Genomic DNA, 14,649 nt, shown 5'->3' with positions numbered 1-14,649 from the left:
TTGAGCTCTCATTGACCGCCCCCTCTATTTAATTATTGGATGATTTTAAGGGGTGACAACAATCCTGACACAGGGGGTACTCATAACTGTCTAATATGAAGATTGACATTGGCATTAACGATGTAAATGTTGCCTAGGCAATAAGTATCAATGAAGTGTTGGTATCGAATTAACTAATTGGATAATAAAACTCATCCAACCACAAAAATAAAGCGGATTAAACTGAGCTAGCAGACAAAGAAAAAGGGCTTAGCATTGCTGCTAAGCCCTTCTATAAATTGGTGGAGGCGGCGGGACTTGAACCCGCGTCCAGAAAGCCTACATCCTCGGCACTACATGTTTAGTCTCTCTTTTATTTAACCAAGCAGTCTCCGAAAGACAGGATGCTACTTGGTGAGTCCGGTACTGTTTCGCGGTTCACCCCCGGACGGAGTTCCCTCGCTAGCACACTGTAATATGACCATCAGGATCCACTGTCCACGTGCGAAACGTGTGGTTGATGGCTAGCTAGCCTAAGCTGCTAGAGAGTAGTTAGAGTCGTTTGCAACTATAACGGTGCGGCTTTTTACGAGGCCAACCGCCCCTCGACATGCTCCTTGGGTTTCGTGAATCCTGTCGAATCCAGAATCGCCCCCAATTGAGTTAACTATAACGCTTTGTTAGATGAATACCTAGTATCCATTAACAAAATATAATCGTTTGTTCACTATCTGTTCGTTATAGGCCTATGTTCAATAACAACTTATCAATTTTAATCGTTTCAGTGGCCTACTAACGAGATTAAGCGTTTTCTTTGTCTTTTTTCATTACGCGAGCTTTTTCAATTTTCCACTCACGTTCTTTGGTATCTTCACGTTTATCGTGATCTTTTTTACCTTTACCTAAGCCAATTTCGACTTTTACCCAAGCACCTTTGCGCCAGTACATTGATAATGGTACGAGGGTGTAGCCTTGACGCTCAATTAGGCCGGCAAGTTTGTCAATTTCACTGCGCTTTAATAGCAGTTTTTTGGTTCTGATTGGATCGCATATTACATGGGTTGAAGCGGTATTAAGTGGTTGAATAGTACAACCATGCATAAAGGCTTCACCCTCTTTAATATAGACATAACAATCAGATAAATTTACTTTACCCATGCGAATGGACTTAACTTCCCAGCCCATAAGTTGTAATCCCGCTTCGATTTTGTCTTCTATGCGGTATTCAAAGGTCGCGCGTTTATTGCGTGCGATGCTCGCTGAGGCGTTTGCTGATTTCTTTTTTACCATTATTATTACCGTTCTGATTGCCGTTATTGACCTGAAGGATGGTGCTGGACAACCCGCAGTGAGCCCATTTGATAAACTCTATTATGCTAATACTATTAACTAATAGATATGGGGGAGATTTTTGATATTTCAACGATTATACCCAGTTTCTTGGTGATTGTGTTATTTCCAACGTGATTTAACGCTCTCGGAGATGCCTTTTTTATTTAACGTGATAAAATCGCACTATTGTATTAACGATAGTGATGTCAGATGCCCAAAATTTCCAAAAGTATGCTGGTTAGATTTAGTGCCTTACAGATGTATGATTTAGTCAATGATGTTGAATCGTATCATGCTTTTCTACCGGGATGTGTCGGTGGTAAGGTGCTTGAGTTTGATGGTCAAACCATGGTGGCGTCGGTTGATGTTAGTAAGGCGGGGATCAGTAAAACATTTACCACCCGCAATCAAGTGATCCAAGCTAAATCGATTTCACTTGAATTGGAAAATGGCCCGTTTAAGTATATGCATGGCTTGTGGAAATTTACTGAGCTTACCGAAGATGCCTGTAAAGTTGAATTTGATTTAGACTTCGAATTTTCAAACATGCTGGTTGATATGGCGTTTGGCAAAGTGTTTAAAGATTTGATGTCGTCGATGGTAATGGCATTTACTGACAGGGCAAAGGTGATTTATCGTGATTAATGAAACAGAAAAGTTCTCGGTAGATGTTATTTATGCATTGCCAAAACAGCAGAAAATTATTTCGGTGATGGTGTCGCCAGGCACTACATTCATTGAAGCCGTTAAGCAAAGTGATATTGTTAAATTTTTTCCGGAGATTAACCTTGAAGAGGTTAAGCTTGGGGTGTTTAGTCGCCAGGCCAAACATGATGAGGTACTCGTTCCTGGGCAACGTGTTGAAATATATCGCCCGTTAATTGCAGATCCTAAAGATGTTCGTCGCAAGCGTGCCGAAAAAGCCAAAGATGAAGGTCGTATTAATAAAATCACCGGTGCTAAAGTCAATTAACTTACCATTAGTAAGGTGATGGATTAAGTTTTTAGGTGGTTATATAATAAAAAAGCAGGACTCTCGTTAGAGGTCCTGCTTTTTTATTGGCATAAATCACATGTTATCGTGTGGCTTATGTTGGTGCATTATCATTATCATTTTCGGCCTGGTTTTTTAACGCAGGACGTAGCTCTTCAACTAAAGGTTTCGCATCTGGACGAACTTCTGGTAATAAAGGCTTAAGATCCTGTTCGTTAACTGACGGCAACGAGCTTTCATCAAGTGGAGTATTAAATTCTGCACTTAGGTCATAATCACCAGCAACACTTGAAATCTTGTCGCCATTAAAGTGAATGATCAACTCTTTATGAGTAATGCTAGCATCTCGACCACTTTTAAAATGGTACACATAATACCAAGTGTCATCGGAGAAGCTGTCGCGCAATACTGGACGACCTAAAATATATTCTGCTTGCTCTTTAGTCATGTCGACACGAAGTTTTTCAACTTGCTGTGTTTCCATGTAGTTGCCTTGTGGCACATCTGGCTTGTAAATCAACCAATCAAACACACTGCATCCGCTAAGAGATAATGAAAGCGCAACTGCGCTTACAAGGGTAAGACTTTGTTTTTTGTTTATCATTGTCTGCGCTACTTCCTAAATTCTGTCGGTCATCATACCCAAGCAGTCCCTATGCTGACAAGGGTCTATTAGAAGATGTTGTGGTTTTGAGTCAATTTAGCGGTTGAAGTTCCATTTTCTTCGATAAATAAATTTAGAGTAAATTTTCATTTTTATTTAACATTGTACAAAAAATGTTGGTAGGATGTTGCTCAATTTATGATTTAGATGCCCTAGTTAACGTTTAATAATGTCAAGTGCTATTAATGCATAAGTTATTGATAATTTTATTTTATGCTTTTATTTTGCGTTGTAATTATTTCAAAATAAGAAACCACGATGACGAGACAACAATCACCGATAGCAACATTAACCAGTGTAAAGAAAGGTAACCTTGTTTGTGTTGGCACGGGATTACAGCTTGCAGGGCAAATAGGTGCATTAAGTTTGAGTTATATAGAGCATGCTGATGTGGTCTTTTCGTTAGTGCCCGATGGTTTTTCTGAACGTTGGTTAATGTCGCTTAATTCAGATGTTCGCTCGCTTCAACCTTACTATGCTCAACACGATGAGGTAAAAAATCGTCGTGATACTTATGCCGAAATGGTTGACGCTATCTTAGACGAAGTTCGCTTAGGCAAGTTAGTTGTATGTGCCTTATATGGCCATCCTGGGGTATTTGCTTGCGTAGCGCATTGGTCGATTAAACAGGCCCGCAGTGAAGGTTTGGACGCTAGCATGTTACCGGGTATTTCAGCTGAAGCTTGTTTGTGGGCTGATTTAGGCATTGACCCAGGCAATAGTGGTCATCAAAGCTTTGAAGCGACTCAGTTCATGCTTTATCACCACGTTCCGGATCCTACAACGCATCTTTTACTTTGGCAGATTGCTCTTGCGGGTGAACATACCTTAACTCAATTTAGTAGCACTAAAGATAAATTACAGATTTTGGTTGAACACTTAAATCAGTGGTATCCGCTGAATCATGAAGTGATTATATATGAAGCAGCAAATTTGCCATTTCAATCACCTGTTATAGAGCGCATGCCGTTATATGTATTGCCAGAGGCTAAACTAACGACGATTAGCACATTGTTAATTCCTCCAGCGCGTCCAATGACGCTTAACCATGAGATGTTAGCCAAATTAGGTATCGCCGAAGCAGATATTGGCTAAGTATTTTTATGGCTGTTCACAAATGAGGTAATAAAGTAATAGTATGCTTTAAACCGCCGTACTTTTTATCGACAAGCTATTAATGGTGATTATTGGATGTAAATGATTCAATCTTAGCGAAATTGATATAGTTTTTATTGATAAAAAGATGTTAATGGGCAATTTTGTGTTGAGATTTTCGATAAAACAATTGGTTACGACGTTTTTTGTCGACGGAACGACCCAGTAAAGTTAAAGTTGTTACAAATGATAATCACATAGATGTAAATTTAAGTCGCTAATTACAAATATAATCTAGAATATAAGGTTACGATATGTCTAACATGAATACATTTTTTACTAAGCTTGGAACGGACGCCGCTTTATTGGAAGCATATAAGCTTGATCCACGTGGTGTAATGAAATCAAATGGATTAACACAAGAAGAGATTGAAGCTGTGATGTCAGGAGATAAAGCACGTGTTAGCCAGTTGTCTGGTGATAAAGAAATGGCCATGTATATGATTATAAGTAATCCGACAGAGTAATTATTTTTTGCCTCAAATATTGATGTATTTTTTTATTATCATCGTGTTGCTTTTTAGCCGCGCGGCGATAGCTGACAACATCGATTATGATAAAGAACTCGACACTATTGAACAATCTTTGAAGACTGATATTGGTTATGCCATTGAAAAGATTGATACCGCGTTATCCTCTGAATCGTTACTCTCCTCACCACAGCATAGCCGTCTGTATATGTTGCTAGGTACAAAAGATCTTTATTTAGGTCATTTTGTCGAAGCAGATAAAGCTTTCGATGAAGCACTGACATACGGACCACTTGGTGAAGAACTCACCAATATTTATTTATTGAAAATCACTGCAAATATCGGCTTGAGTAATTATCAAAAAGCTTTTGCTCTTTTAGAGGATAACCTTTCTCGTATCGACAGTTATCAAGATCAAAGTATCAAAATAATGTCCTATATTCGCTTGATGAATGTGTATTTACAGCTTAATGCTTATGAGGAAATGCTACGTATCGCGCAATTAGCACTGAGTCTAAACCAAGGTAAAGACCCAAAAAGTGAATGTTTTTCGATGTTATATCACTCAGTTGCTCATTTAAAGCTAGCCCACTTTGATCAAGCTGAGACGTTCTTTAAAGACACTCAACTTTATTGTAAAAATCATGGTTTTCCATTGATTGAGATTATGTCAATTAAGGGGCAAGGTAATGTTTTGTTTGATAAGGGCTTATATGCTGAAGCAGAACCATTTTATCTAGTGGCTTTAGAGCGCTACCAGAAGTTTAAATTTCAAATTGAGATTAACGAAATACAGTCTTATTTGAGCTCGATATATTTCCATCTGGGTGATTATCAGCAAGCCGATATGTTTGCGCAGTTAGTTAATGCTTTACCCAATAAGCCCAGTAATATGCAGGTAAAAAAACGTGTTAGCGAAATACTGTCTTTAATTGCGGGTAAACGTGGTCAGTTCGATAAAGCATACCAATATCAAGTTGTTGCTTCTGCACTTGGTCAGCAATTACTTGATGAACAGAAAGTAAAAGAAAATGCCTACCAAATGGCCCGCTTTGATAGCGTTGAAAAAAATCGTGAGAATACCAGCTTGATCCAAGACCATGAACTTTTGATGAAACAAAAAGATTTATTCATGAAAGAGAAAAGTTCATCGATTATGTTTTCAACATTATTAGTTGGGCTTTCTGTTGGTTTATTATTGTTATTAATATCTGCTTGGATGCAGCGTAATCAATTTATGAAGCAAGCGCAGCGAGATGGATTGACAGGTATCTTTAATCGCCGTACAGGGCAAGAAATGGCAGAAAATGAATTTATTCAAGCTCAAATGCTTGGCGAGTCATTTTCTGTGCTGTTGATGGATTTAGACTTATTTAAAAATATTAATGATCAATACGGTCATGCTACGGGCGATTGGGTATTAAAAAAGGTCACACATGTGATTGGTGAAATGTTAAAGCCGACCCATATATTTACCCGAATGGGTGGGGAAGAGTTTGCTATTTTTATGCCAAAGCAAACTGAAGATATCGCGGTTGAATTTGCCGAACAGGTTCGCCATGCCGTTGCCAATATTAACACCCGTTTCTCAGGGCACGATTTTACTGTCACAGTGAGTTGTGGTGTGAGTAGCGTCGATAAGGATGACCTAAGCCTCGACCCGTTAATTCGCCGTGCCGATTTAGCGCTTTATAAGGCTAAACATAACGGTCGAAATTGCGTCATCTGTTATAACGACGCCATCAACTAACGATAACCCTCTAGCTGACTGTATATCCCTCCCGTGTATTACCTAGAGTAAAGTAAATCAACATATGCTAAACCAGCTTGTGATAGCAGCTAAACGCTGACACTACGGCAGTTGTGAACGTTACAGTGCACTGGACAAGGAAAGTTAATCAAAGCTTTTTTATCAGCGTAATTTGCGCTATTAATTTATCAGAGACACGCTATAAGTGCGCCTTGTTAGTCGAGCAACGAGTAAGTTGGATAGTGCAGATTTGAAACAATCTCTTTTTATCGCGCAGCCCCATCGTTTATTCTGAGTTAATATTATGCATTTATGGTCTGCACCAAATTGCTTCAAGGTAAAATCCTCCGCCACAAATGCTAACGCTATGTCCGTCTCATTTATCACTTACAACATGTGTTAACTCCATACACTCATCACCGTTTGCGTTACCTTGTTGGCCACTCTATTTGAGCTAGAGCTGAATCATTAACTATTTATCAATAAACGACAATTAACATACTGTGAGCGAAGCTTGGTTATTATTGGCATATTCCGCCCAGAGCAGATCACCGTTTGTTACTTGTTGCTGCACCATTTTGGTTCTCTATTGCCCCATTTATGAAGTTCTTTCAATTATTTTTAAAAAAATTGAATTTTATTTAAATAAAACCAATCTACTTGAGCTTGTTGATCGGGTGACGTAACTCACATTTTAAGCCGTTGCGGCGTTTTATTTTATTCCGTTTACGTAAACGTAAATTTAAAACAGTTGTTTAAATTTAGTGATTAATTACCTAGTTTTAACTATCTGTTTTTAAAGATTAAAACCTTGTTACGTGTAGGTAAGCTAGAAACGTTACAAAATTGTTTAATTCAATAGCATAGACTAAAGTTTAGTAAACAAAATTTTACATCAAGTAATAATATTACAAGCTTTTTTACCATTATCATTTGCTGGTCAATTGGTAAGATGAATTTCAGATGGCCAATTTAAAGTATAAGCTCTATTTAATTATTTTGTTTAATATCATTTATTTAAGTATGTATTTCTCGGTTGGTAAGACCATTTTATGTGATCTGTAACACTGGTTTTTAAGTCATTTTGGTAAAGTGAAGACTGTTGCAATTACAAACGTTTTTGGTTAGTTTTTAGTACGAAACAGACATTTGAAAGTTTTTGGTAAACAGTCAGCTTCAGTTAAATGTTATTAGAAATGGTTTATTTGAACGCGAATATATACGCCGATGAGTTGGTATAGATAAGCGTGATAAGTAGACAGTAGATAACGTCACTACACAGTGAAGCATGACAACCGATATCAAAACAGACAGCATTTAGGGAGCCATTATTATGACGGCAGAACAATTAGTAGCTCAATACAGTAAGTCCACAGCAAATGCTGATGATTCGATTAAAACCGATCTCACGTTTATTGGTCCCACTGTCAACGGCCAAGAAGACGTTTTTAACTCTGGCGCTGTGGCTTTCCTTGATTCGTTATGTGCAAAGTTTGTTGATGAAGTACCTGAGCTATTAGCTAAGCGTAAACAAAAACAAGCTCGTATTGATAATGGTGAGTTGCCTGATTTTTTACCTGAAACTCGTGCAATACGTGGTGGTGATTGGACTATCCGTGGCATGCCTGATGATCTCACCGACAGACGTGTTGAAATTACTGGCCCCGTTGACCGTAAAATGATCATCAATGCTTTAAACGCCAATGTAAAAGTGTTTATGGCCGACTTTGAGGATTCATTAGCACCGAGTTGGCAAAAAATTGTCGAAGGACAAATTAACCTTCGTGATGCCGTTCGTGGCGATATTGAACTAACCGTTCCTGAAACTGGTAAGCATTATTCGTTAAACCCTGACCCTGCAGTGTTAATTGCTCGTGTACGTGGTTTGCATCTTATTGAAAAGCACATTGAATACAAAGGCAAACCTATTCCTGGTGGGTTAGTCGATTTTGCTATGTACTTTTACCATAATTATCGTCAACTTTTAGCTAAAAAATCTGGACCTTACTTTTATATTCCTAAGTTAGAAAGCCATGTGGAAGCGCGTTGGTGGGCAAAAATGTTTGCCTTTGTAGAAGAGCGTTTTTGCTTACAGCCTGGCACGATTAAATGTACTTGTTTAATTGAGACATTACCTGCGGTATTTGAAATGGAAGAGATTCTTTATGAACTTCGTTCAAACATTGTCGCGCTTAATTGTGGTCGTTGGGATTATATATTCAGCTACATCAAAACCTTAAAGAACTATCCGGACCGTGTACTACCCGACCGTCAAGCGGTAACAATGGATACTAAATTTTTAAGTGCTTATTCACGGCTATTGATAAAAACTTGCCATAAACGTGGCGCATTAGCCATGGGCGGTATGGCGGCATTTATTCCTGCTAAAGATGAAGCGACTAACGAACTGGTACTGCAAAAAGTGCGTGGCGATAAAGAGTTAGAGGCTCGCAATGGCCATGACGGTACTTGGGTCGCACATCCTGGTTTAGCCGACACCGCAATGAAAATTTTCAATGATTACATCGGTGGCGATAGAACTAATCAATTACACATTACTCGTGATGTCGATGCACCCATTTTAGCCAGCGAGTTACTTGAGCCTTGTCAAGGCGAGCGAACTGAAGCAGGCATGCGTTTGAACATTCGTATTGCGTTGCAGTACATCGAAGCGTGGATCCAGGGCAATGGTTGCGTACCAATTTACGGTTTGATGGAAGATGCTGCCACGGCTGAAATATCGCGTACTTCTATTTGGCAATGGATCCAGCATGGCAAAAGTTTATCCAACGGCAAATTGGTCACTAAAGCATTGTTTAAAGACATGTTGAAAGAGGAAATTGCCAACGTGAAGGCGGAACTCGGCGAAGAGCGTTTTAATGCTGGCCAGTTCGCTAAAGCGGCAGAATTATTTGAACAAATTACTACCTCAGATGAGCTAGTCGATTTCTTAACATTACCAGGATATGAACTGTTAACGGCGTAATGTCGGATAACGATATTAATTACAACACTACTGAATTAGGCAAAGTTGAATGATTCACTTTACCACCCTCATACAGGAAGGGGCGACACTATGACTACACAACTAACTCGTCAGCAACAGGTTGATGCAATTAAGAAAGATTGGGCTGAAAATCCACGTTGGAAATCGGTTAAGCGTCCTTTTACTGCTGAAGAAGTTGTCGCATTACGTGGCTCTGTTGTGCCAGAAAATACCATTGCTAAAATGGGTGCTGCAAAATTGTGGGAACTGGTTAACGGCGGCGCTAAAAAAGGCTACGTAAACTCACTGGGCGCACTTACTGGTGGTCAAGCGGTACAGCAAGCAAAAGCGGGAATAGAAGCGATTTACTTATCAGGCTGGCAAGTTGCTGCTGACGCTAACTTAGCGGGCACTATGTATCCAGATCAATCACTTTACCCAGCAAACTCAGTACCTGCTGTTGTGAGCCGTATTAATAACTCATTTCGCCGTGCTGACCAAATTCAATGGGGCAAAGAAGTAAATCCTGGTGATGACAATTACACTGACTATTTCCTACCTATTGTTGCTGATGCAGAAGCCGGTTTTGGTGGTGTATTGAATGCATTTGAACTAATGAAGTCGATGATTGATGCTGGTGCTGCAGGTGTTCACTTTGAAGACCAATTAGCGTCTGTTAAGAAGTGTGGTCACATGGGCGGTAAAGTTTTAGTGCCAACCCAAGAAGCGGTGCAAAAGTTAGTTGCTGCACGTTTAGCGGCAGATGTTAGTGGTGTTGATACCTTGGTTATTGCACGTACTGATGCCAATGCTGCAGATTTGATGACTTCAGATTGTGATGAATATGACCGTGAGTTTGTTACTGGTGAACGTACTAACGAAGGTTTTTACCGCGTTAGAGCTGGTTTAGACCAAGCTATTTCACGTGGTCTTGCTTATGCTCCTTATGCTGATTTAATTTGGTGTGAAACAGCTAAACCTTGTCTTGAAGAAGCGAAGAAATTTGCTGATGCCATTCATGCACAGTACCCAGATCAACTACTTGCTTATAACTGTTCACCTTCGTTCAACTGGAAGAAGAATTTAGATGATGTAACGATTGCTAAGTTCCAGCAAGAGTTGTCTAACATGGGCTACAAGTACCAGTTCATCACGTTAGCAGGCATTCATAACATGTGGTACAACATGTTCGATTTAGCCTATGACTATGCACGTGGTGAAGGCATGAAGCATTATGTTGAAAAAGTACAAGAGCTTGAATTTGCTGCTGCTAAGAAAGGTTATACCTTCGTATCGCACCAGCAAGAAGTGGGTACAGGTTACTTTGATCAAGTGACAACGTGTATTCAAGGCGGTAAATCGTCAGTAACAGCGCTAACGGGCTCTACTGAAGAAGAACAGTTTTAATCGTTACTCCCAACCGTTTTACAAGTTTGGTCACTTTGTGACTGTTGTAACCCCGTGCGGCTCACCTACAGGTCGTACGGGATTTTTATCCTCATATGATGGTTTATAAGCGAATGCTTAGTTGTTAAACCTGATTGTTTGGATACTTCCTACCCGTAAGTTTTTTCCAACCACACTATTGTGATTGCGGCTCTTGTGAGCCGTTTTTTTTTCCCCAATATTTATCGTTTATGTAGATGTCACTTTTGCGCCCAGATGAATCCCATTTATCTCGAATCACACTTGCTCAAAAATCGCTATTCCTGAATAAAGTGATGTAATAGCGATGTAACATGTCGCTTACTTATTGTACTAGCATCAGTGAGATTAATTCATCAACCAGTAGGTGCTAGGATATGAGTATTGTTGTTTTGCTTTGATACGTGAGCTAGCTTGAGCGAATAGCAATATCTACAAGACACTGTGATGAAATTGAGTATACTGAAACAATGTTTGTTATATTTAGGTTAATTTTTGAAGGCGATGACTCAGCAAAAAGGGGCTGATTACTGGACCAAGCGGATTAGTGATCAAGAAATGCCTGCATTATGTTCAACTGTGCGTGATTTAGAAAAGTTGGCAAAAGACGATGTGTCTTCGTTATCTTTGTTAGGTCGAAGTGTCATGCACGACAATGCACTCACCTCGCGTATTTTACGAGTGGCAAACAGCGCCACTTACAATAAAGGTATTAATCCTGTTTCGACCGTTAGCCGTGCAGCGGTAGTATTAGGTTTTGATACTATCCGCAACATATGCATTACCGCAAAACTACTCACCAGTTTACTTGAAAATAAGCACCTGAGCGAAGGTGTCTATCAACGTTTATTAAAACTGATGGCGCAATCTTTTCAAGCGGCGATGCTCGCCAGAATGATGATGAGCGACCGTGGAGAATCGCTACGTGAAGAGGTGTTTATTGCCTCGTTATTGTATCGAATAGGCGAAAGCGCTTTTTGGAGTATGGGCGGTGAATTGACCGAACAGCTTGATAATAAGCTGTTAGCCATTGACAATAAAATTGAACAAAACTCATTGATTCGAGCTGAACTAGGCACCTCTTTTACCCAGCTGACCCAAAGTATTGCCAGAAGCTGGGGCTTAGGTGAAGTGCTGATTAAGTCTTTAGCACAACCCGATGAGCGCATGCCTGAGATCCGTTGTATTTTTTTAGCCGATAAGTTATCAGAAATTGTGTCGCAGCCTAAAGTTAACCCTGAAGAACTGCATAAGCGCCTATCTCAAGCCGCAGAAATGCTAGACATCAGTGTGGATGAATTTACTGAAAAATTTATCGATTGCAGTAAAATAACCCATAAATTAGCCATTGAATATGGTGCCAAAGCCATAGTGTCTTATTTACCGAATACCGCAGACGTATTAGAACATGTCGACTCTCCTGTTGAGCCCACTGAAATTCGGCTAACCAATCAAGGTTATCAGTTAAGTAAATTGAGACAATTAACCCACTATGCAGTGGTTAAAACTGATTTTAATCAAATAATGCAAACCACATTAGAAGGGATGTTAACCGGAGTTGGCTTAGACCGTTGTGGTGTACTGTTACTCTCTCCAAGCCGTAAATTATTACAACCTAGGGTGATGATGGGGGATGGCGCTGAATTGTTGAAACAAGCCTTTGTGATTGAACTAGACGATCCTCGATCGGTTTTCACTCAATGTATAGGGCAAAAAAAGAGTGTGTGGGTCAATGCACCCACCAGTAAAGAATGCAAAGTACAAATTGATGATGTGCTAGTTGAACGCTTTTCTCAAAATGGCTTTTTATTAGCACCACTCTTTGTTGGCCATAAAGTGTTGGGATTATTTTATGCGGACAGGCAGGGATCTGGACGTTGTTTTGAGCAAGAGGATTTCGACAGTTTTACTCACTTTAGTGAACTCGCTAACGTGTGTTTTGGGGTGTCGATGACATAAGGTGGCTATTGAATAGTTTCCAATTCGCTACAATCTGTCTAGTGTCTAGTGAAGCGTTAACTATTCACTATTATGGCGGTCATCATACTCGACAATGGCCACCATATTGTTTAATGGCTATTGCATAATTAAGCTGGTAATACGTTTGGCTTTATCGTTTGGAATTGGAAAACTCAAATGATATTGCGCTATTTTCCATCCTTCAGAAGTTTGTACCAACGCACCAGTACCCCGGCTGATGCCATACGCCGGGCTATAGAGCTGCTCGTCAAATACAATGGTATCGTCAATTTGTAACAAGTGACGTGACTTTAAATCGTAACGCCAGCCTTTAGTGGGTTTGGCATAATGCTCAAATTCAACCATATTCCAACGCTCTGAATCATCGGTACCAATAAACACCGCTTGTGGATGATAAAGGCTAAAATAAGTGGTCCAGTCAGCAGCAGCTGCACTTTCATGTAATAAATTTAACAAGGCGCTGACTTCTTGGTTGTCTTTTTCTGATAAGCCTTGGCTATCAATTAACTCATTTTTTTGGCTAATGTCTTTTATAACAGCTTCACTTTCGGAGCTCACTTGCTGACTAACTTGTTTGTTTTTAGGCTCAGTTTGGCTCTGTTCAAGTGTTGATTCTTCGGCTTCACTTGCGTGTAGATCGAAGGCTGCCACTGTCGTCATTAACACGGCAATAAAACCGAGTCGGTGAATGATTGATTGCATAGTATTCCTGTTAACCTAGTAAATTATTATTATGTGTTTTAATACTTTTTTAATGCCAATTTATTGGATCTAGCTGATAAAACTGGCTCAATTCTTTATACAATTGTTGATGCTGTTGGTTAAACTCCACGGGTCGTTCAAAAAACGTTTCACTTATCACTGCAAAAAACTCCGCCGGATTGGTCGCGCCGTAATAGTTAAATAATGACGGGATATGGTGTTGAGCGCAATACTGAAGTAGCTTAAATTCTTGCCCCAATGTGCTAGACCATGAACGATATGAAGTGATATCGCGCAGTGGTGGTGCACCATTAGCTGTTCCATCTTCTTGATCAAGCTGGTGAGCGAATTCGTGTATAACAACATTGCTACCATCAAACGGATCGGCAGCGCCTTCTATAGTGCTGTTCCATGACAATACGACTTTGCCATATTCCCAAGATTCTCCAAGCAACACATTGCGTTGGTTTGATTGTACCCCAGCTAGATCCGTGCGGTTTTTCTCAACGATAAACGCGCTTGGATAGACTAAAATTTGTTTAAGTTTTGGGTAATAGTCAGTTTTACGGTTGAGTAATAATAAACATGCTTGGGCTGCAATCGTCACTTTTACTTCGTCATTGATTTCGAATCCGTCACAACCGATAAATTGTTTCTCATCAATAAATATCTGAATATGCTTTTTGAGTTGAAGTTGCAAATCCGTCGGCATGGCTTTGAAATAAGGAAAACGCTTTTTTAATATATGACGCCATTGAGTGGGAAATGGTTTGCTGGCGACAATGCTACGTTGACGGTTGAGGCGCCATTGGCTACTGACAATCCATGCCACAGCTGTTATTGATATAACGAGTAATATTACAATCGCGATCATAGAAGTGTCCTGGTAGTCGAAGAGGGCGTTAAGATTGTTATCTTAAGCTTATGTATTATCTGAGCTTGCAATTTTTAGCATGGCTCATTTATTTCATTCGCTAGTCGCTGTTTAATACCATGAGTATTTAATGGGGCAGTTTGTTAGCAAATTCAAGCTTTAGGAAAAACTAAATAGCAGTGGGAGCCATAAGTGATAACGTAGTTTGCTTAACGTGTAGGTTGGGATTTTGGTTAAATAAAAGCACTGGCTAGCAAATATTAGTCTCATATTTACTGCCAGTGAAAGGGCGGGGATAAAGTGGTCGTCGTTGTGTTTGGTTAAATTTATGTTCAATT

The 14,649-nt window shown here is 39.7% G+C and carries 12 protein-coding genes and 1 other RNA gene; 8 read left to right on the top strand and 5 right to left on the bottom strand.

The window, feature by feature from the left end; translation table 11 throughout:
* Positions 1-279: 279 nt before the first annotated feature.
* Together ssrA and smpB are read right to left on the bottom strand one after the other, a co-directional pair.
* Positions 280-635, bottom strand: a transfer-messenger RNA (tmRNA) gene (ssrA, locus tag AAEY97_RS15880).
* A gap of 145 nt (positions 636-780) precedes the next feature.
* Complete coding sequence (gene smpB, locus AAEY97_RS15875; RefSeq protein WP_011636568.1) at positions 781-1,269, bottom strand: SsrA-binding protein SmpB; 489 nt, start codon at positions 1,267-1,269, stop codon at positions 781-783.
* Positions 1,270-1,521: 252 nt separating this feature from the next.
* Between smpB and AAEY97_RS15870 the strand changes: the two genes are divergently transcribed.
* Together AAEY97_RS15870 and AAEY97_RS15865 are read left to right on the top strand one after the other, a co-directional pair.
* A complete protein-coding gene (locus AAEY97_RS15870; RefSeq protein ID WP_162022595.1) occupies positions 1,522-1,956 on the top strand; it encodes an SRPBCC family protein in 435 nt (144 codons plus the stop codon).
* Entirely contained in the window at positions 1,949-2,284 is a 336-nt protein-coding gene (locus AAEY97_RS15865) for an RnfH family protein (RefSeq protein ID WP_101085549.1), read from the top strand. Before AAEY97_RS15870 ends, AAEY97_RS15865 begins: the two co-directional genes overlap by 8 nt.
* A gap of 115 nt (positions 2,285-2,399) precedes the next feature.
* On the opposite strand, the gene AAEY97_RS15860 is transcribed toward AAEY97_RS15865, so the two are convergent.
* Positions 2,400-2,909 (bottom strand): outer membrane protein assembly factor BamE, encoded by a 510-nt coding sequence (locus AAEY97_RS15860; RefSeq protein ID WP_101085547.1) that lies wholly within the window; start codon positions 2,907-2,909, stop codon positions 2,400-2,402.
* Between the two features lie 318 nt (positions 2,910-3,227).
* Here AAEY97_RS15860 and AAEY97_RS15855 point away from each other — a divergent pair, with 318 nt between their 5' ends.
* The 6 genes from AAEY97_RS15855 (at position 3,228) to AAEY97_RS15830 (ending at position 12,714) form a co-directional block, all read left to right on the top strand.
* Entirely contained in the window at positions 3,228-4,064 is an 837-nt protein-coding gene (locus tag AAEY97_RS15855) for an SAM-dependent methyltransferase (RefSeq protein ID WP_350999947.1), read from the top strand.
* 314 nt (positions 4,065-4,378) lie between these two features.
* Positions 4,379-4,591: a hypothetical protein gene (locus AAEY97_RS15850; RefSeq protein WP_101085543.1), complete on the top strand. Its 213-nt coding sequence runs from the start codon at positions 4,379-4,381 to the stop codon at positions 4,589-4,591.
* Between the two features lie 7 nt (positions 4,592-4,598).
* The gene (locus AAEY97_RS15845) at positions 4,599-6,344 is read left to right on the top strand and encodes a GGDEF domain-containing protein (protein WP_350999944.1); all 1,746 of its coding nucleotides are present in this window, start codon (positions 4,599-4,601) and stop codon (positions 6,342-6,344) included.
* Positions 6,345-7,677: 1,333 nt separating this feature from the next.
* The gene (gene aceB, locus AAEY97_RS15840) at positions 7,678-9,330 is read left to right on the top strand and encodes a malate synthase A (RefSeq protein WP_350999941.1); all 1,653 of its coding nucleotides are present in this window, start codon (positions 7,678-7,680) and stop codon (positions 9,328-9,330) included.
* A gap of 90 nt (positions 9,331-9,420) precedes the next feature.
* Positions 9,421-10,737 carry an isocitrate lyase gene (gene aceA, locus AAEY97_RS15835; protein WP_011636576.1) on the top strand — a complete coding sequence of 439 codons (1,317 nt, stop codon included), beginning with the start codon at positions 9,421-9,423 and terminating at the stop codon, positions 10,735-10,737.
* A gap of 522 nt (positions 10,738-11,259) precedes the next feature.
* Entirely contained in the window at positions 11,260-12,714 is a 1,455-nt protein-coding gene (locus AAEY97_RS15830; protein ID WP_162024296.1) for an HDOD domain-containing protein, read from the top strand.
* 117 nt (positions 12,715-12,831) lie between these two features.
* On the opposite strand, the gene AAEY97_RS15825 is transcribed toward AAEY97_RS15830, so the two are convergent.
* Together AAEY97_RS15825 and AAEY97_RS15820 are read right to left on the bottom strand one after the other, a co-directional pair.
* The gene (locus AAEY97_RS15825; protein ID WP_101085535.1) at positions 12,832-13,437 is read right to left on the bottom strand and encodes a nuclear transport factor 2 family protein; all 606 of its coding nucleotides are present in this window, start codon (positions 13,435-13,437) and stop codon (positions 12,832-12,834) included.
* 49 nt (positions 13,438-13,486) lie between these two features.
* A complete protein-coding gene (locus AAEY97_RS15820) occupies positions 13,487-14,311 on the bottom strand; it encodes a M90 family metallopeptidase (protein ID WP_350999937.1) in 825 nt (274 codons plus the stop codon).
* Positions 14,312-14,649: the final 338 nt, after the last annotated feature.

The sequence above is a fragment of the Shewanella sp. TB7-MNA-CIBAN-0143 genome, from assembly GCF_040310065.1.
Taxonomy (GTDB): Bacteria; Pseudomonadota; Gammaproteobacteria; order Enterobacterales; family Shewanellaceae; genus Shewanella.
The sequence above is the reverse complement of the archived record's forward strand: the minus strand, read 5'-3'. Positions and strand labels throughout refer to the sequence as shown.